The organism is Chromobacterium haemolyticum, from assembly GCF_009936155.1.
GTDB lineage: Bacteria > Pseudomonadota > Gammaproteobacteria > Burkholderiales > Chromobacteriaceae > Chromobacterium > Chromobacterium haemolyticum.
This window is the reverse complement of the sequence record NZ_AP019312.1, coordinates 2,401,748-2,418,709: the sequence shown is the minus strand read 5'-3', so window position 1 is coordinate 2,418,709 and position 16,962 is coordinate 2,401,748. Positions and strand designations below refer to the sequence as shown.

Sequence of the window (16,962 nt, the reverse complement as noted above, 5' to 3'; positions counted from 1 at the left end):
AATAAATTCGTTGTAGAAGCGGCGCTAGTAACAAAACCGCCGTGATCGGTAGGGTCCCCAAGTCGGATTACACGTTCCATCAGGCCTCACCCAAGCTGTACTTTAATGAGCGTGAAACCGTAGGTAACAAATGTCATACTCACAACTGGCCTTTAAAACAGTTTTTGCAATACAATACCAATGACATATGTTAATATTTTTTACAAATCAGTGGGGAACAATGAAGCCCAACTTATATTCTATTTACCGTTATTAAAACACTATTCAAGGAAAATACAATGCATAATGAAATTTATGAAAAACTCAAGGAACAGAAATGTTTAAAAATTGACAATCTTGTTGAAGATGGATATTCAGAGGAAGCGATCAAACAAATTCTGTCCAAGCCTGACGTTGGGAAAACTTCAGGTGGGCATCGTATAGACACAAATAAAACCACGCTTGGCACCCTATTCCTTAAAGACCCCGAAACTGGCGCTGCCATACATAGTGAGCAGGATTGGGGTAGCTAACCTTTTAGCACTTGCGCGCCACCTCTTCGAGGGGCGCGCTCCACATCTACCGCCTCGCCTTTCTTTCCGCAATCCGTTCAATTTCACATTGCGCTAACTGCTTCACCGTCTTCAAGTAAATTACTGACAGATCATCCCAACTACTGCTGACTGGCCCCTGCATTACTTTGGGCTTGGATTGCAGATTCGGCGGCAGCGATGGCCGCGTTGGCATCGTTGACACCGGCCTGGAGCTGGCGCAGCCGCTCAGGATCAATCCGGCAATCAGCGGGAAGAGGCACAAGTTTTTCATGAGTTCGATACTCCACGATTCGGGTTTCGGTATTGCCCTTCAGCTTCACAATCCGTTCTTCCACCAGCGCGCCCAAGCCCTGCAGCCGCTGGCTCTCGGTGATGAAGTCGTCCAGCGCGCGCCTGGCCGCGCTTAGTTCGTTCTGGGTCTGCTGCCACTCCAGTTTGTCGCCTCGGCTCTCCCATCCCAACCACCAGGCGGCAGCCAAAGCGATCAGTAGCCCAAGCCATTTCAAGGCCTGCGTCCGCATCACCTCCCCTCCTGCATCGCCGCCGCCACCGCCTTTGCCACCAGCCACTTTTGCGACTGATACGCGGCCAGCTCTTGCGGGTTGGTGATGAAAAACAGCTCCACAATGATGCCGCCGGCGTTGACAAAAGCCAGTTTGCCCCTGGCGCTCAGGCTTTGGTCTATCCAGCCCCGGTTGCCACGCAGCGGACTGCCGAGCACGCCGGCCACCGCGGCGCTGATGCGTTGGCTTTGCTCACGCAAAGCCGGCAAGGATATGGATTCCACGCCCCTGGCAGCGGCAGTCGTTGCCGCATTGCAGTGAAACTCCACGGCGAGATCCACCCCGCTGCCAGCGAGCTTCACCGCTGTCGACAGCGCTTGATTGTCCTGGCCGACGCCGTCGGTCACGACCTGGTGCCCGGCGGCCTTCAGGTAGTGCGCAACCATATTGCGGAAGTCGGTCACAATCGTGGCTTCGGTTTGGCCGTTCGCCACCGCGCCGGGATCGGCATTGCTGTGTCCAGCGGAAACGAGAACTTTCATATTCACCTCCATAAAAAACCAACCCCCGCGTTGTAGCGCGAGGGTGATGGGGTTGACGGCGTGAAACCGTTCACTGTGGATGATGCGGTTCGCCGGCTCTAGGCGGTGCGCGTAGGATGTCGCACACATTGCCGCGCGCGGTAAATACCGCAATGCACAACACGACGTTGAGCAGACACTCAGAAAAATCGACGGTGCGGTATTCGCCCAGAGCAATGCGAATTGCGATGCCGCCGGTCGCCACGATCATCAAGTAGGCCAACAGCGAGGCCCAGCGTTTGTATTTCGCGCCCTGGCGGCGGTAACTCAGCAAGCGCGCGCAAATCGCGCCACACATCACGCCATTGATCAGCGTCAGGGCTTCAGCTAGCACCGCCATCGCGTTTCTCCTCCCCTTTAAACTTCTTCCAATTCATCAGCGGATTACCGGACAACAAAATGGCGAACTGCACCAATTTGACCCCGACGGCCCCGGCGACGTAGGCGCCCACCGTTGCCGGCACCGCCAACGACAGTCCGGCAAAGCGCTGCAGGATCCAGGTCATGAACTCGCTGCTGGCGCTGGCCGCGGCTATGCCTAGCCCCGTCGCCGGCAATAGATAGGCCAGCCGGGTTCCCAGGCCAACATCACGCTCGCCCAACACAAAGATCACCGCGCCGGCGAAGCTGGCGTAGAACACGCCGCTTTCCAAATGCGGCAGCAGGCCGGCGAACCCGAGCACGACCGCCGTCGACTTCACTCCCGCCGCGCTGGATACAGGTTCAGACATATGCCCTCCTCAATAAAACGAAAGGCCGGTTTCCCGGCCCCGCTCACCCCCAATAAAAATGCAGTGTTCGCCCCTGCCCGCCCCAACCTTGCTGCACAACCTCCACCAATGCGCTGCCGCTGGACTCCCCAGCTTGCCGCCCTGCGCGGTCGTCGAGCGCGAACCCAAGGCAAAAACCCTTCACCGCCGGCCGTCCCGGTCCGATGGCATGGACCAGCGGCGCGCAAACAGCCCCGCCAACACTCACCGACGCCGCAGCATTCACCCTCACCGCCGCGGCAATGCTTGGAGGCGAGACCTGGACCGTGACTCTGACGATGGCCGCCATCATGCGGACCCCATCACGGTCAGTTGCCCAGGCGCCACGATCTTGCACGCCACCGTGACCGCCTCATCCGCGCTGCTCTCTACACTGGCCTGCTGGCTGCCATCCTTGAACTGTAAGGCCGGCCCGCTCGCTTTCAACGCCACCGGCACTGCCACGCGGCGGCCGCTGGCGTCGAACACCTCGATGCTGAGCGTTGTCTTGATCGGCGCGCCGTTAAAGGCGTAGCTTGCTTGTGCGAAGCGGATCACTACCTGATGGGCGTCGCCCAAGGGTGGGATATAGGACAGCACCGGCTGCCCCTGGGCCGGCATCAGCGGATTCCCGGCGCACTCCAGATACCAAAGCCTGCCAGCGCCATCAAACGCCAGGTCGCCGCCAGGCGAAGCGCGGTCTATAGCGTGCAGCGGCCCCTGCAGCAATTGCCCGCCGGCCAGCAACGCCCACAATTCAACGCCATGATCGTAGACGACGGCGAAGCGCTGCCCGGTGTCGTCGGCGCTCAGGATGCCGCGTGGCTTGGCGCTTAGGCTTTGTTTGCCGATGTAACGCAGTGCGTCCTTGGCCAGAATCTCGAAGGAATACACCACATAGGCGCCGGGCTCGCCCACTGTCGCCGCCTTGCGCTCATACACCGCGCACAGCAGGTAGGTCTTGCCATCGTTGTGCGTGACCCGCATGCAGCGAGTCGCCATGCCGGCGCGCATCGCGCCGCGATACCAGGCAGGCTCCCCGCCGCTGGCGGACCAGTCGATGGCCGGCGCGCCGGCTACGGCTTTGGGCGTTGCGGTTTCGATCTCGGTCAGCGTGATGCTGGCGATGGAAGTGCTGTCCGCCGACTTGACCAGGCAGTAGCTGGCCAGCTCGTCGGCGCCGCTGCGCCAGGCCAATGACGGCCAAGTCAGCGCACAACCCTGGCCAGCCGCGCCGCCGCCGGCGCCCGGCATTTTCAGGGTAACCAGCAGACCCGCCGCCGAGGTCGCGAGGTCAACGCGGTAGATGGAGATCGTGTCCTGGTAGTTGCTGCGGCTGATCTGGTGATAGAAGAAATTGTTGTCGCTGCTGCCGAGCACGCCGACCGTCGTCACCGGGTTGGAGTTGCTGGTGCCCGGAAACAGACCGGCGAGATTACGGCTGCCGGCGTTGACGAGGTCGAAATACATGCCGGACATGGTTTCGCTATTGTTCAGGTAGCGGAACAGATAGCGCCCTTCTTTCAGCGCGCCCATGAACAGCACGCCGCCGCCATTGACGTAGGTCTGGCCAACGCTGCCCTTGATCGCCAGCGTCACCGGATCGTAGCGAAACAACTGCTGCGCATTGGCCGCCGCTCCGTAATAGCCTTCCAACAGCAGATCGCTGCCGGCGTCCAGGTAGCGCGCGGCAAATGAAGAGTGCCCGGCGTTGATGGCGTCCCAGTCCGAGGTGTAAAAATCCACGCCGGCTTGCATGAAACCGTGATGATAGACCCGCTTGGTGACCAGGCTCGCCGCATACACCGAGACCGGGGCGCCCATCGCGCAAGCGCGTTGCGGCGTCGGCGCCCCCGGCACCAGCGCCAAATCGCTGACGCGATAGGCTTCGCCGTCAATGTAGAGCATGCCGCGATGCTCCAGCAGGCATAGTTCCGCACCATTGCGGATGCGTTTGAATTCAGGCATTACACATACTCCAGGATCAACATCAAATCGCTGCCGTCACGCGCGGACACGGCCACCTTGAAGCTGCTACCGGCGCCGATGGCGGCATCCAGCGGCAACTCGGCATAGCGCTGGCCAGCCGGCAGATTCAGCGCCGCCACCGGCTCGCCGCGGTCCAGCAAGGTCACCGCCACCATTGCGCTCGACGCCGCCCCCATCCAGGCGCGCAAGCCCAGCAGGCGCCCACCCTTGCGCGGCTCCCATGGCACCGGCGACACCGCGTCCTCCAGCTCCCCGACAAAACTGGCGCGCAGCTCGCGGCGCAGCAAGTCGGCGACCACGCTCTCCAGGGCGTCGATACGTCCGCGCTCCACCGCCAGCGCGGCGCTCAGCGCTTTGCCGGCGGCGTCCAGGTCCGTGCATTGCTCGACCAGCGCACTCAACTGCTCAAGCGCGGCGCTGGCATCACCCTGGGCCTGGCCGGCGATAAGAAGCGCGGCAGCGGCTTCGCGCCGCACCTCCTCAATCGCGGCGTTGGCGCGTGCAATCAAGGCCTCGGCCTCGGCCAGCTTCGCCACTGCCGCCGCGGACACCTGCGTGGCTTGCTCGGCACTGGCGGCCGCTGCTTTGGCGCTGGCTTCCAGCAACGCGGAATCGCCCAATATCGCCGCGGCTTTTTCAATCGCGGCCAAGCCGTCTTTCATCGTGTTCTGAATGCCGGTCCAGGTGATCACCGCCCTGGCCTCGCCCAGTTCGTCGATCAGCGTCGCCATCGCCTCGTCGCTGAGCAGCACGTCGCGCATGCCGCCGACCGTCATCAGCCACACTTGCTGCATGCGCGCCAGGTCGCCGGCAATCCGGGTCCAGATCTCGGGTGCCTCAGTCATGGACGGCCTCCAATGCAGAAGCCCCGCTGTCGCGGGGCTTCGGGTAGGTGGTTTTGATTTGTCGGATGCGCTCCAACATCTCCAGCGCGTCCGGCGGCAAACTCGGCAACTCCGCCAGCGCTTTCCAGATCGCGTCCAATTGCTCGCCGACTTCTGGGTAAGCCCCACGGCGGCGTTCGGCATAGGGATCCACGTGGGTAATCGTCTTCACCCGGTTACCTCCAGTTTCAGTTCAACATCACGGTAAGGCCAAGCGCTAAGCCGAACCTGATACAAACCCGGCTGCGGCAGATTAATCTCAAGCGCTCCGTCTTCAACTTCATAGTGCTGGTTGTTGATCCAAACTTCACAGGGCTGCGGCAGACCAAAAAACTGCCAGCCATCCCGGCGAATATCCATTGACGGCCGTTCCTTAATAACCCCGTTGTCTATATATTGCAGATCTGGTGAAATTAACCCTGGAGCAAAAACGTAGTTTGGGTTGATTTGGTGCAAAAATGTGTGAGGCGATAAGTCACCCCATGAAATGATTCTGCCTTGCTCATCCGTTTCTGCATATGGAATATTGAAATTCATCACCTCATCACTCCAATGACATTAAGATACTCAAGCCAAATAATGCTACCAGATGGCGACGTGCTTATTGAGTGTGTTCCTGCGGAAACAGGGTAAATTAATGAAAAAACGTCGCCGTGAACTCCAGTTATAACCTCAGCACCATCCACCAAAAGTTGGATTGGATTTTCCTTACCTCCAAACCAACTAAATTTAAACATGATGATAAGCGCTGCCGAGTATGGCGTATAAAATGAAGACCACTGCACCCTGTTCCAACGATGCATCCAACTTAAGCTGCCTTCAGCTATTTTTAACGTACCTATCGTCAGATCCTTGATGTAGGTGCCATGCATCCCCCCTGCATCCAGAATGATGTTGCCGGCTGCATCCCGCACCGTGAGACCGCGAGTGTCGATCTGCCCGGCGTTAAGCTGGCCATTGATCTTGTGCGCGCCCATGCCGTTGAAATCCACCACGACGTTGCCGGTGGGGTCCTTGATCGTTAGCCGGCGGCTGTCGATTTTGTCGGCCTCCACCGAGTTCGCAATCAAACGGTCCCCGGACATGGTGCCGCGCAAGATAAGATCGCCATCGATACCCACCACCGGCTGACCGTTGACGCTGCCGGCAGTGAAAATTTGCCGGCTGGCGCTACCATCCGGCAGCGACACCGCGAACTTGTCGGCCAGAAAATCGACTCTTGACCCATCTTTATCCGCCCGCAGTCCCATGCCGGCGATCTTGTCGCCGGCGGTGACCTTGAGGATTTTTTCCGCAAGCATGCCATCAACGACTTGGCTGGTTTCCTGAATCGCCGCAGTGTTGCCGTTGACCGTGACTTGCAGCGATTCGACCGAGCGCGCCACCGCGCCGACCTCGTTGGCTCTGACCTCCCTTTCCGTTTGGATCGCCGACTCGTTCGCACCCACCTTGGCGCCTAATGCCTCCAGGCTTTTGGCCGTGGCGCTCTCGCCATTCACCCTGGCCTCAACCTCGCGTTGCAGAGCCGCTTCGTTATCCCCAAGTCGGGCGCCCAGCAACTCATCCGCCCTGGCCAGCGCTTCATCGGCATTCGCCCTGGTCTGTTCCTCGCGCTTCAACGCGGCCACACCATCGTCATGACTGGCGCGCAACAACTTGATGTCCGCAGCCAGCGCCTCGCGCTCTGTGGCCGTTGCCTTCTTCTCCTCCAGAAAGTCCGCGCGGCTGTCATCGAGCGCGGCGGCCAAGCGCAGACGCTCCGACGCCTCGCTGGACAGATCAGTGTTCAGCGTTTTGATCTCGCGCCGCGCAATCGCATAGTTACGGCCATGCGTGGCATCGCGATCATCCAGCGTCAGCATTTGCTCGGCGATGGCCTGCAATGCCGAATTGGCGGCATTGGCAATCTGCGGCAACTTGCCAAGCGGCTTTTGCAACTCCTCCGTCAACTGGCCGCCGCCGATACTGCCCTTCAGCAGCTCCAGCAACTTGGCCGGGTCCTTCTCGGTGCTGGCTCTGGCCTTGACCGGCGCAGAGCGGTTGCCCCAGCCATCCAGCAACACCAGCTCATAATCCACCGTCACACCGACAGACAGGCCGATATGCGTCCAGCGGTCAGAAGGAAACGGCAAGGAAGTCAAACGCACCTTAGGCCCATCGCCAATTTGACCGAACAACTCGACGCCCGCGATATCCACTACCGGCGGATACTGCCAGGCCAGTTCGATCAGCATCAGGTCGCCCACCGCATAGAAGGACTGCGGCGGCGCCGGCGGCTCGCCCATGGCTTTCACCGCCAAATGGGCGAATGCGGGCCTGGAGATGCCGCCATCGGCAAACAAGGGGGCAATGGAGGCCTCGTGATAGCCCGGGTCGACATCCGCCACATACTGGGTATCACCCGTCAGCGCCTCGTTCCAGACGCCTTCCTCTCGGCGCCAGCGGAAGCGGTACTGCGTCGCCCCGCGCACCGGCGGCCAGGTGGCTTGCATCGTAGGCACTCGCTGCTGCCTGGCATTGATGCGGCTCGATTCGGTCAGGGACAGATAGCCGATCAGAGGCGGGCGATTGGGGCGCGGCGGCACATAGACGAAGTCGCCCTTTTCCGCTGCGTAGTACTCCGGCAAATAGTCGCAGGCGGTGAACTGGATATCGCCGTTGTCGAGTGGCTTGGCGTCTATGATCTTGACCTTGCGGCCAGGCTGGGTCGCCGGATCATAGAACCACAGCCAATCCAGTGCGACCGCATCGGGCGACTCGTCCGGCACCGGCAGCGGCCCCTCCTCGTCATTGGCCGGGATCAGATCACGCAGGCGCAGCAACGCAGATTCACCGCCGCCTCCCTTGACCCGGTATGTCGAGTAGCGGCCATCGGGAAAGCGGATGCCGACATAAGCCGTGGCGCCCAAGGGCACCTTTTTGTCCAATCGCAATTCCTGGCGGCTTCCGCCAAGCAGCCGGCCTGAAAATGACCAACTGGCCATATCGTGCGAGAGCAACACCACGTCGCCCTTGCCGGCGACCATGCCCTCTATATCGGTTTCCCAGCTGATGCGTCGTCGGTGCAAGGCCTGCGATGCGGCCAGCAGCCTAGCTTCGCGCCCCGCCATGTCCGCGTCGGTGCAACCGATGAAGTCCAGCGTGGCGGGATTCGCCGGATCCTCCACGCCTTGAACCACCACCCTGACACTATCGGGCTTCCAGTCCTTGGACTGGTTCACGAAATTGACGATGATTTCGTCAGCCAATTTGCCGGACAGGTAATTGATCCGGAAACTTTTGGCTTTGATGTTGGCTGGGCCGAACACCGCAACCACAGGAAGTTCGTCGGCATCCCAAACCACCCCGTAGCGCCCCGTTTGCCAGGTCATCTGTCCGCGGCCGCAGCGCGCAATCATCTCGGCCACTTCCTTGATCGGCTGCGCTCTATCCAACACGTTGCTAAAGCTTAAGCGCTTGGCCTCGCACCACGCTGCAAAGCTCTTGATGCTTTCGATGTCGATGCGTTTGTCCGGCAAACCACCGCCAAACAGCCGGCGCCTATTGGCCGCTCTCCGCCCTCGCAACCACCACAACAGCCACCAGGCAGGGTTCAAAGTCGTGCGTGACGCCCAACGTCCGTTCTCCCACACTGGAATCTCAGAGCTGGCCACTGCAGACAACTCTTCAATCGTGCCATTGAGCTGGTTGCTGGCCTTGATGCGGATCCCCACCCGCCGCTGCCCGGCATAGTCGGCGCCATCGTATTGATGGCTGCGAATCTGAGCCACCGCAAACTGGTTCTTGACCCGGCTCGAATCCATATCCGCACTTAGTTTCCTGACGCGGACGGCGTATTGACCGCGGGGAACCGCTTCGGAAATTGACAGCCGTGCGATATTGACGCCTCGGCCGTGCAAGGTGAATGTCCGCTTACCGAAGTTACGCCAAGCCCCGTCCGGAAAAACACGGTACTCGACCTGAAACTCGATGGATCTACTTTCAATCCCTCCATCATCCTTGGCAAAATAGGCCAGGCCTTGGACATCGACTCCAATCGCGATCGTGTCAGGGCTTGTCGTCCTCTCTACCCATCCATCCGCCGCCTTGATTTCACGCCCCTGCTCGGTATCGACATTGCCAAATTCAGCCGGCAGTACGCCATCCGGTCCAGCCTCGAATACCGTCACATCCTGGTAGCTGCTCAACAGGGTTTCGCCCAGCTTGAACTCCTCAAGCCTCAACTCGGGCTGCAGGCCGAAATGGAAGGACTGATACAGAAACTGCTCCGTCCCTTCAAACACCGTATAGGGCTTGCCAGCCAGATCCGGCACAATCCGATGCTTGCCCATGACCAAGGGCATGGGCTCGAACGGCCGCAGGCGATTGCGGGCGCCGGTCAAGGAATATGTCGGCGACTGCTCAGCGCCGCGGCCAAACGCTCCCAGCTGGGGCTTAGGCGGCGGCAACAACGTGTTGATCAGCAAGGAGCCGCCAATCATGATGCCTATGGCCAAGGCGCCGCTCATCGCGGTCCAGGTGCCCGTCATGGCGAAGCCCGCCAGATATGGCGCGGTGAAGGCCAAGGCTAGCAATGCGACAGAGCGAAAAACCTTGCCGCCGCCTCCACGCACCACCGCCCGAATCAGCACGATATCGTTTTGCTTCAACCGATACTTGCGCCAGAACTCCGGCGCCAGTGCCTGGCCATTCACGAATACCGCGTGCCCTTTGACATCCACCTCGATGCCAGCTCGCCGGCAATAGCCACCCAGGGTTTCATTACGGCGATACGCCGCTTGCACCAGTTGCCGGCCATCCAGCAACAGCGGATGCGGCAAATACGCCAGCCTGACGGCGTTCGGAATCGTCATTTCCATTGGTAAAACCCTTCCACCTCGTACCCTGACAGCGAGCGCAGCCGCTGAAGCACCACCTCGCCAAAACCTTCATCCGCGTGCAACACCCACCACTCCCCGGTAATCCAGCACATCACGCCGATGTGTTGCAGCCGGCCGCGCGCCAGCAGCAGTACCGGGTGGCCATCCACCGGCGCCGTCACCTGCTGCGCGAACTTCTCCTTGCAGGCCGCAATTTGTGCATTGCGGCCAAACGGCGTTCGCTGGTGCTTATCTGGCAGGATGACAGCCAGGCCCAGCACTTCGCCGGCAACCCGCTCAGCCAGGGCAGCGCAATTCAAGCCATCGGCCGCGTACTCCATGCCCACGTAAGGATCGGACCAATGCATCAGAACACTCCCGGTGCAGTCTCCGGCCGGTAGTGCAAAGCCACCGCCGGCTGGTTCAGGAAATCCACATAGCCAAGCGTTGCCGTGATCTGCAATGGCGTCATCGCCACGTTGGAAAGGTCCAAAGTGATGTCGTACTCCAGAATCTTGGGCTGACTGCGCAGCACCTGAATGACCCTGCATTGCGAGCCGGCGCCGCCCTGCGATGCGTCTATCCACTGCGTTAGCTCCCGGCCCACGTTGTCGATCGCCAGTTGCGCCTGCGGCACCTGGCCCTCTGATTCTTCTGGCAACTGGAAAGAAAAAGAGCACGCCACGAAGACATGCCCTTCCACGGTGATCGGAATCGAGTCGTTGACCACTCGGGCCGGCTCAGCCAAATCCTGATGGCTGATTTCCAGGAGCATCAGCAGCGGCTCATCGGCGCTGGTGGCATTGATGTTCTCGCGCGCGGCTTGTGAAACGGCTCGCGCCATGGACTCCCCCTTTCAAAAAGCAAAAAACCCGCTCGATGGCGGGTTTGTAGAACTACAAATTTAGGTAAGAACTATTTGCCAGTTGTGCCGGAGGCGATGTTATTCAGCACTTTGGCGTCCGCTAGCCCTGGGCTCATCGCGCAGTCGGCGGCCATCTTGATTGACCGAAACACGGATTGCTCATATGAGCTATCGCTTGCGTTATGGAGCACCGTTCCTGAGCTATCCACAATTTCACTCGCACCAGAGGCGTAGCTCTTGTTGACCGCAATCATTCGATTGGCGTTCAAGGCGGAGGAAAATGACTGCTCCATCGAGGTCTGAATGCCATTCGTTGCACCTGCGAGGCCCGACCATGCACTTTTGGCGGTGCCTTGCGCGATCGGAGAAACAACTGCACCGGCTAGTGTTCCAACCGTGCCAACCCAAAACTTATACTCACTGCTGTGCTTTCCTCCGCTCTCATAGTAGTTTTGGACATCACGGCAAAACTTGCTGGCAGTAAGAAATGCTTGCATAGCGTCATTCAAATTACAGCGGTAGGCTTCACCGATTTCGCCAGAAGCGTTCTTTACAAGTTTGGTCGGCGTACAGGGTTGAGTCTTAGCCCATGGCCACTGAACAGTAGGGTTAAAAGAAAGGCTCTCACAGCCAACGATGAACACCGCCACACTGCTGATGACCCAAAAAGGATGGAGCTTCATGGCCAAGGCCCTATGTTGTTCTTGTTAGAATATTCTTAGCAAAACATATCTTTGATTTGTTCGTCATCGTGGCTGTACTTAATGTCAGCTTAAATTTTCTGCACATTCACAGTTCACAGACTAATATTTATAGCTTCAATCTGTGTCGTCGCGCGCCATAGTCCTTTTGAGTCAGGGTTTAGGCGGACTTTCCCTCCGATGAACCGCGTTTTTCTTTGTGCTCGACTGATGGGATCCGTATAGAGGAACCAGCCCGATCCACCGGCCAGTGCATCGTCGAACCAGACATCAAAATCCAGTTTGGCCTGGAGCCCCTCGATCAACAGCGTCACATCTAGTTGGATCACAGGAGAGCTCCACCGCGGTCGTTGCTTGGCGATGGGCCCTTCCATGTCCGAGCGCAGCACACCGTAGTCCAGGGTTTCTCCATACCCCGCCAACAGTAGACGCACGCGAGCAGGCAATTTTGGCAGCGACATGTCACTTCCTCATTTAAGCAAAAAAAAGCCCACTATAGCAGTGGGCTTTCAGCAATTTTCTTTTCAACTCATTCTCTAAACAAATCTGCCTGCACATCTTCAGGAATATGTATATCCATAATATCCATCACTTTAAACCCTAGTCCGCTCGCTCTTTTTTTTAATTGCTTGTCACTTGTAATCAGTGTATCCGCATTAATCGCCTTAAGAATTGCGATGATTTGTATGTCGAACTTTGCTTCATGTCGACCTTCTTTATCTTCGCCTTTGGCCCACTCACGAATCAAATCTCCGCACTCTATCGCAGCCTTTTTATCGAAAGGCACAGAATAGAAGGCTGCCTGATTTTGGATAAAATCCATTTCGTCATCGCTTGCTTTTGCTGCGAACTCAGATAGCGCAGGAGTGGGAATATAAAGCCGCCCCCTCCGCCTGCGCATCTCCTCAAGTAGATGATTGACTCTTTTTGTTTTCGAATCGTCACGACTTGAAGAAAAGAGAGCAACTAACACATTTGCATCAATGACTGTTGGCATTTATTCTCCATAGCGAAGGGAGTGCAACTCTTTATCTATATCTTCAACCTCGCCCCATCCTGAACCTTTACTTCTGATTTTTGCCAATTGCTCATCAAAGCCTTGGTCCACCAATGGGAAAAATTCACTTATTTTGAATTCTTCAAGCACCCAAGCACCATCAACGTCTCTGACCCACTTGCCGCTGCCCTTCAAAACTATATCGATGGGCTCCAACAAATACACTTTCAAACCTTTTGCCTGATCAAGACTGGCCGTGCAAGAAACCACCACTCCATCCGGCATTTGCAAACCTACTGGCACGGTACTATCCTTGCCTCCCAGTCGAATCACCCTCCCGTTGATTTCTCCATCCTCTTTTACGGAGTAAGTACGGGGCTCAGGTTTGTTGATCCCAGGAAACTGGAGAATGACAGCCCCTTTTACCGGCTTAAACTCAGCAGTCGTTTGGTCGCCTCGCGCCAACATATTGATCTGGTCATAAGCCTTCTTAAGCTCACTTCCAGCTTCGGCAAATGCAGCAAGCCGTACTCTAGACTCAAGCGCGTGAGCTTGGTCATCGGATATGACCAACTTAAGCATTGCGCTTCCCTTCGACACTTTGTCGAAGTGTATAGGCGCGTCTTTCCCCACTAGATCAGCCAGGGCTGTCAGGTACTTGCTCAACCTTTCCAAAGGGAGCGTTTCAGGAGTAAAGCCTTTTAGGCGAAGTGCATAGGTAGCCATGGTCCGATTATAGGGTTCCCAAACACCGTCTGACCACTGACTGATGTCAGATCCAGTGAAAAATACAGCTTTTGCAGCTTAAGCGTTGCCCATACGTCATGCAGCCCAAGCCTCCTAGCCATGAAAAAGCCCACCATTTCGGCGGGCTCACCAGATTGCTAAACCGTCTTCCCCTACTTCCCGACGATCGCCTTGATCCCCTGCGACACCGGCCCCCCACGCCGTAGATCCGTCAGCACGATATCCACCACCATCTGCCTGCCATCGAACCGCGGCTGACTAGTCGAGGCGCTCACCGGTTGGCTGGACTGGTTGATGACGTTCAAGGCCAGATTGACCTCGGCGCCCGCGCCCTGGGCTTTGACCCCTAGCCGGCCGGCGCCATCTCGCGCCAGCGGCATGATGGCTTCCGGCCCCGCCTCGCCAAACAGCGCCATGGGCGCCATCGTCGGGCTCGACACTACCGAGTTGCTGAATGCGCCGCCGCTGGCGAAGGCCTGGACCACCTGGCCGCTATAGAAGAGATTGCCCTTGGCGCTGCCGATCACCGACGGGCCAAACAGGCCGCTCGGCAGCCAGTCCAGACTGAGCCCGCCTCCAATCATGCTCAAGGTTGCCTGCTGCATCTGGATATGGATGATCTGCTCGATCACCGAATTGGCAAAATCCTGCCAACCCAGTTTGCCGGTCATGAAAAACTTGGTCAGCATGTCCGTCATGCTATTCGTGGCCGTTTCAAACGCCCTCTGTCCCTGCGCGGCCTTGTTTCCCACGTTCTCGGCATATTGTGCCAAGGCCTGATTCCAGCCGGTCGTAAACTCTCGCGCCTTGGCTCTGCTTTCGTCGTAGGCGGCAATCAACCTCGCGTACTCTCCCGGCAGGGTCGCAATACCCTCCTTTTCTTTCTCCAGGAAGTAGATGTACCGCTCCTTGCCCTCCTGCGACATCAGCATCGTGGCGTTGTAGCGCTCCAGTTCCTCCCGGGCCTCCGCTAGTGCCTTGCGCGCTGTGGCCATGTTCTCAATATCAACCAGCCCCTGCCGCGCCTCAATCCGTTGATCGAACTGCCAGAGCCGTTCGTTTCGACTCCTAAGCTCATCCGGATCGGCCGGCGCAGGTTGCTTGATCAAGGCATCGCGTTCGGCTTTGACTTCAAGCAGCTTCTTCTCCGCGTCGGTCAGCCGTTGAACACGAAGGCCCAAGGTGTCCAGCCGCTGGATATAGGTCTCAGCCGCGCGGACGCCCGCCGTGCTGTCCGCCAGGTCCGTATACAACACTTCCAGCCCCCTAGTGGACTTTTCGAGATGGACCTTCTCCTTGATCAGCGCAATCTCCCGGTCAAGCATCACAATCGCCGCGGCGCGGTTTCCCTGGCTCTTGGTGTTTCCGGCGGACGGTTCCACTAGCTCCTGCCGTTGCGCGCGAAGTCGGTTGAGTTGCTTTTCTCCTTCGGTCAGCTTTTGTGCCGCATCGCCAAGCTGTGTGAGGCTGTCGTGATACTCGCGCAAGCTGGTGATGTCGGCGCGGATGTTGGCCAGTCGCTCACTGCCCCCGCCTTGCCCTTGCCCACCCTTGCCCCCGCGAAGTGAACTATTGAGCTTTTCGTTGGCCTGGGCCAGCAACTTGGCAGCTTCCTCTTGGGAGATCACTCCTTCAGCCGCGGCCTTCTCAATCTCACGAATATCCGCTCGTATCTTCTCAGCGGCTGGGGTGTAACTGCCTTTTAGTTGTGCAATCCTAGTAAGCGATGTCTCACCGGTTGCGGCTCTTTTCTGCTCATCCTCAAGCTCCTTGATTTTGGCTTTTGCAGCCTCAACGCCGGAAAGAAGATCTTCCCTTGTACCAGCCTTCATTTTGGACATCGCAGCCGAGTCACTCAGTAGCCGGAGATTGTCCCGAATAAACCTCTTTTGATCTTCTATTCGGATGTCAAATGTCGCCCCCTTCAAACCCTCAGCCATCGACCTGGGCATGGCAATGCCATATGCCTTTTCGGCTTCCAATAAATTTTCTCGGTAAGCATTGTTTCTGGCTTTAATTGCATTTAGCTCATCACGACTCAATGGGATCTCGTAGTAAGCTGTTCCATCAAAGACTCGCTTCGTGCCCTTTTTCAGCTCCTCATCCGCCTCTGCCATCCCCTTTTTCGCCAAGGCGATTTCTGTTTGCAGTGCCGCAAGTGGCGCTTTTGCAGCGGCACTCATCGCAGCGGATATTCGACGAGCAGAGTTCTCGCTAATCGCAGCTGCATCACCCGCCGCTTCGGCGATTTTGTCCCAGTTGTATGCAACAACCGCCGCCGCTGCGATAAACAAGCCGAAAGGACCGCCAACAGCAGCCAGAGCAGCACTGGCGCCCCGAGCCGCTATTCCCGCCATTGTCGCCGCTCGGGCATAGTTGTTTGTTGCCGCCGTCAAGGCATTTGTGGCCACGGTGTTACGTGCTTTTGCCGCGGACAACGCAGTTTGCGATCCCCCCAGAGCTGCACTCGCCTGCGCGCTGCGTAGAGCCGCCGCCGCATTCGCCGCCTCGGCCCTGGCTCCCTCCAAAGCTGCCGTAGCAGTAATGCGCGCAGCAACCCCTTGTTTGCTTGTGTCTACGACCAGTTGACCCAGAGCCCCGGAAGTCTTGCTGATGGCAAGCAGCGTCGCGCCTCCCAGCGCCCACGTCAGGGTCTTCCCTACGGTCTCGCTGTTTTCCGACAAAAACTTTAGAGCATCGGTAGCCTTCGTCACCCCTCGGGTAAATGGATCCATGAACTCCTGACCCATGGAGGTTTTCAAGTCATCCACGTAGCGCTTCATGGAGTTCAGTTGCTTACCGGCCTCGCCCATCGACGCCTCATAGGCGCCGGAGATCATCTTGCCCTTCTCCATCACTTCATTGACCCGTGCCTGGATCTTCTCCGTTTCAGACAAAGCGTCAGCCGTTTTACCCAACTGTGCGGCAAGCTTCCTGTAGCCCGCCTCAAAGTTCACGTTGATTCCGATGGTTCTGAGAATTTCTGTTTGAGCAGATTGAATGCCGTAGACAAGACGGGTATACGACTCGGACGAATTCAGGTTGCCGATCACCGCCGCATCCTGGGCGATTCTCGCGAGCTGAGTGGACTGCGACAAATCAACGTTGGCTTGAATCATTCGAGCGATGTTCTGCCTGGACTCCAAGGCGGAAATGCCTGTCTGGCGCAACGCAGACTCCGTCTGCTGCAATTGGACGGTTGAATACCCAGCATTCTTGCCCACGGTATTCATTACAACACCCAAGGTATTGTAATGAGCCGCCACCAAGGTCACTTCCTTGGAGAGTTCAAGCAACTTCATCCCGGAGTACGCCACAACAAACGACTTGACGATACTCGTTGTCCTCGAAAGAGAAGCATCGATATTGCTCGCCATCCTGGCAAGGCTATTTTCTGTAGCAGAGCCTATCCTAGACAGATCGCTTAAGGCTCGAGTGCTGTTTTCGATATCACTAGCATCTGATCTAATGATTAGGGTGGCAACGTCCATCCTGTTTCTCCAAACAAAAACCCCGCATATGTGGAGCCAATATATTCAACACTTAACTTGCCG

The 16,962-nt window shown here is 57.8% G+C and carries 17 protein-coding genes; 1 reads left to right on the top strand and 16 read right to left on the bottom strand.

Going from position 1 to position 16,962, the window contains the following annotated elements; translation table 11 throughout:
* The first annotated feature begins 278 nt into the window (after nucleotides 1–278).
* Nucleotides 279–512 (top strand): hypothetical protein, encoded by a 234-nt coding sequence (locus GYH29_RS10995; RefSeq protein WP_161523744.1) that lies wholly within the window; start codon nucleotides 279–281, stop codon nucleotides 510–512.
* Nucleotides 513–652: 140 nt separating this feature from the next.
* On the opposite strand, the gene GYH29_RS10990 is transcribed toward GYH29_RS10995, so the two are convergent.
* From GYH29_RS10990 to GYH29_RS10915, 16 genes are all read right to left on the bottom strand, one after another.
* Nucleotides 653–1,054, bottom strand: coding sequence for a hypothetical protein (locus GYH29_RS10990; protein WP_161523743.1), 402 nt, complete (start codon nucleotides 1,052–1,054; stop codon nucleotides 653–655).
* Nucleotides 1,054–1,578 (bottom strand): N-acetylmuramoyl-L-alanine amidase, encoded by a 525-nt coding sequence (locus GYH29_RS10985; RefSeq protein WP_161523742.1) that lies wholly within the window; start codon nucleotides 1,576–1,578, stop codon nucleotides 1,054–1,056. The genes GYH29_RS10990 and GYH29_RS10985 overlap by 1 nt, the downstream gene beginning before the upstream one ends.
* Nucleotides 1,579–1,648: 70 nt before the next feature.
* Nucleotides 1,649–1,957 carry a phage holin family protein gene (locus GYH29_RS10980; protein ID WP_161523741.1) on the bottom strand — a complete coding sequence of 103 codons (309 nt, stop codon included), beginning with the start codon at nucleotides 1,955–1,957 and terminating at the stop codon, nucleotides 1,649–1,651.
* Nucleotides 1,941–2,348, bottom strand: coding sequence for a putative holin (locus GYH29_RS10975; RefSeq protein ID WP_161523740.1), 408 nt, complete (start codon nucleotides 2,346–2,348; stop codon nucleotides 1,941–1,943). The genes GYH29_RS10980 and GYH29_RS10975 overlap by 17 nt, the downstream gene beginning before the upstream one ends.
* Nucleotides 2,349–2,675: 327 nt before the next feature.
* The gene (locus tag GYH29_RS10970; RefSeq protein WP_161523739.1) at nucleotides 2,676–4,334 is read right to left on the bottom strand and encodes a hypothetical protein; all 1,659 of its coding nucleotides are present in this window, start codon (nucleotides 4,332–4,334) and stop codon (nucleotides 2,676–2,678) included.
* Complete coding sequence (locus GYH29_RS10965) at nucleotides 4,334–5,200, bottom strand: hypothetical protein (RefSeq protein WP_161523738.1); 867 nt, start codon at nucleotides 5,198–5,200, stop codon at nucleotides 4,334–4,336. Before GYH29_RS10965 ends, GYH29_RS10970 begins: the two co-directional genes overlap by 1 nt.
* Nucleotides 5,193–5,411: a hypothetical protein gene (locus GYH29_RS10960; RefSeq protein WP_161523737.1), complete on the bottom strand. Its 219-nt coding sequence runs from the start codon at nucleotides 5,409–5,411 to the stop codon at nucleotides 5,193–5,195. Before GYH29_RS10960 ends, GYH29_RS10965 begins: the two co-directional genes overlap by 8 nt.
* Nucleotides 5,408–5,776 (bottom strand): hypothetical protein, encoded by a 369-nt coding sequence (locus GYH29_RS10955; RefSeq protein ID WP_161523736.1) that lies wholly within the window; start codon nucleotides 5,774–5,776, stop codon nucleotides 5,408–5,410. The genes GYH29_RS10960 and GYH29_RS10955 overlap by 4 nt, the downstream gene beginning before the upstream one ends.
* Complete coding sequence (locus tag GYH29_RS10950; protein ID WP_161523735.1) at nucleotides 5,776–10,098, bottom strand: host specificity protein J; 4,323 nt, start codon at nucleotides 10,096–10,098, stop codon at nucleotides 5,776–5,778. The genes GYH29_RS10955 and GYH29_RS10950 overlap by 1 nt, the downstream gene beginning before the upstream one ends.
* Nucleotides 10,089–10,466: a hypothetical protein gene (locus tag GYH29_RS10945; protein ID WP_161523734.1), complete on the bottom strand. Its 378-nt coding sequence runs from the start codon at nucleotides 10,464–10,466 to the stop codon at nucleotides 10,089–10,091. Before GYH29_RS10945 ends, GYH29_RS10950 begins: the two co-directional genes overlap by 10 nt.
* Complete coding sequence (locus GYH29_RS10940; protein ID WP_161523733.1) at nucleotides 10,466–10,942, bottom strand: DUF1833 family protein; 477 nt, start codon at nucleotides 10,940–10,942, stop codon at nucleotides 10,466–10,468. Before GYH29_RS10940 ends, GYH29_RS10945 begins: the two co-directional genes overlap by 1 nt.
* A gap of 71 nt (nucleotides 10,943–11,013) precedes the next feature.
* Entirely contained in the window at nucleotides 11,014–11,646 is a 633-nt protein-coding gene (locus tag GYH29_RS10935; RefSeq protein WP_161523732.1) for a hypothetical protein, read from the bottom strand.
* Nucleotides 11,647–11,759: 113 nt separating this feature from the next.
* Nucleotides 11,760–12,125, bottom strand: coding sequence for a hypothetical protein (locus GYH29_RS10930; protein WP_161523731.1), 366 nt, complete (start codon nucleotides 12,123–12,125; stop codon nucleotides 11,760–11,762).
* A gap of 68 nt (nucleotides 12,126–12,193) precedes the next feature.
* Nucleotides 12,194–12,661 (bottom strand): type II toxin-antitoxin system VapC family toxin, encoded by a 468-nt coding sequence (locus GYH29_RS10925; RefSeq protein WP_161523730.1) that lies wholly within the window; start codon nucleotides 12,659–12,661, stop codon nucleotides 12,194–12,196.
* On the bottom strand, nucleotides 12,662–13,387 hold the full coding sequence (locus GYH29_RS10920; protein ID WP_161523729.1) for a hypothetical protein: 726 nt from the start codon (nucleotides 13,385–13,387) through the stop codon (nucleotides 12,662–12,664).
* Between the two features lie 173 nt (nucleotides 13,388–13,560).
* On the bottom strand, nucleotides 13,561–16,899 hold the full coding sequence (locus tag GYH29_RS10915; RefSeq protein WP_161523728.1) for a phage tail tape measure C-terminal domain-containing protein: 3,339 nt from the start codon (nucleotides 16,897–16,899) through the stop codon (nucleotides 13,561–13,563).
* Nucleotides 16,900–16,962 lie beyond the last annotated feature (63 nt).

Coding starts and splice junctions, on each gene's coding strand:
- GYH29_RS10995 (WP_161523744.1), top strand. CDS start 279: ATGCATAATGAAATTTATGAAAAACTCAAGGAACAGAAATGTTTAAAA.
- GYH29_RS10990 (WP_161523743.1), bottom strand. CDS start 1,054: ATGCGGACGCAGGCCTTGAAATGGCTTGGGCTACTGATCGCTTTGGCT.
- GYH29_RS10985 (WP_161523742.1), bottom strand. CDS start 1,578: ATGAAAGTTCTCGTTTCCGCTGGACACAGCAATGCCGATCCCGGCGCG.
- GYH29_RS10980 (WP_161523741.1), bottom strand. CDS start 1,957: ATGGCGGTGCTAGCTGAAGCCCTGACGCTGATCAATGGCGTGATGTGT.
- GYH29_RS10975 (WP_161523740.1), bottom strand. CDS start 2,348: ATGTCTGAACCTGTATCCAGCGCGGCGGGAGTGAAGTCGACGGCGGTC.
- GYH29_RS10970 (WP_161523739.1), bottom strand. CDS start 4,334: ATGCCTGAATTCAAACGCATCCGCAATGGTGCGGAACTATGCCTGCTG.
- GYH29_RS10965 (WP_161523738.1), bottom strand. CDS start 5,200: ATGACTGAGGCACCCGAGATCTGGACCCGGATTGCCGGCGACCTGGCG.
- GYH29_RS10955 (WP_161523736.1), bottom strand. CDS start 5,776: ATGAATTTCAATATTCCATATGCAGAAACGGATGAGCAAGGCAGAATC.
- GYH29_RS10950 (WP_161523735.1), bottom strand. CDS start 10,098: ATGGAAATGACGATTCCGAACGCCGTCAGGCTGGCGTATTTGCCGCAT.
- GYH29_RS10945 (WP_161523734.1), bottom strand. CDS start 10,466: ATGCATTGGTCCGATCCTTACGTGGGCATGGAGTACGCGGCCGATGGC.
- GYH29_RS10940 (WP_161523733.1), bottom strand. CDS start 10,942: ATGGCGCGAGCCGTTTCACAAGCCGCGCGCGAGAACATCAATGCCACC.
- GYH29_RS10935 (WP_161523732.1), bottom strand. CDS start 11,646: ATGAAGCTCCATCCTTTTTGGGTCATCAGCAGTGTGGCGGTGTTCATC.
- GYH29_RS10930 (WP_161523731.1), bottom strand. CDS start 12,125: ATGTCGCTGCCAAAATTGCCTGCTCGCGTGCGTCTACTGTTGGCGGGG.
- GYH29_RS10925 (WP_161523730.1), bottom strand. CDS start 12,661: ATGCCAACAGTCATTGATGCAAATGTGTTAGTTGCTCTCTTTTCTTCA.
- GYH29_RS10920 (WP_161523729.1), bottom strand. CDS start 13,387: ATGGCTACCTATGCACTTCGCCTAAAAGGCTTTACTCCTGAAACGCTC.
- GYH29_RS10915 (WP_161523728.1), bottom strand. CDS start 16,899: ATGGACGTTGCCACCCTAATCATTAGATCAGATGCTAGTGATATCGAA.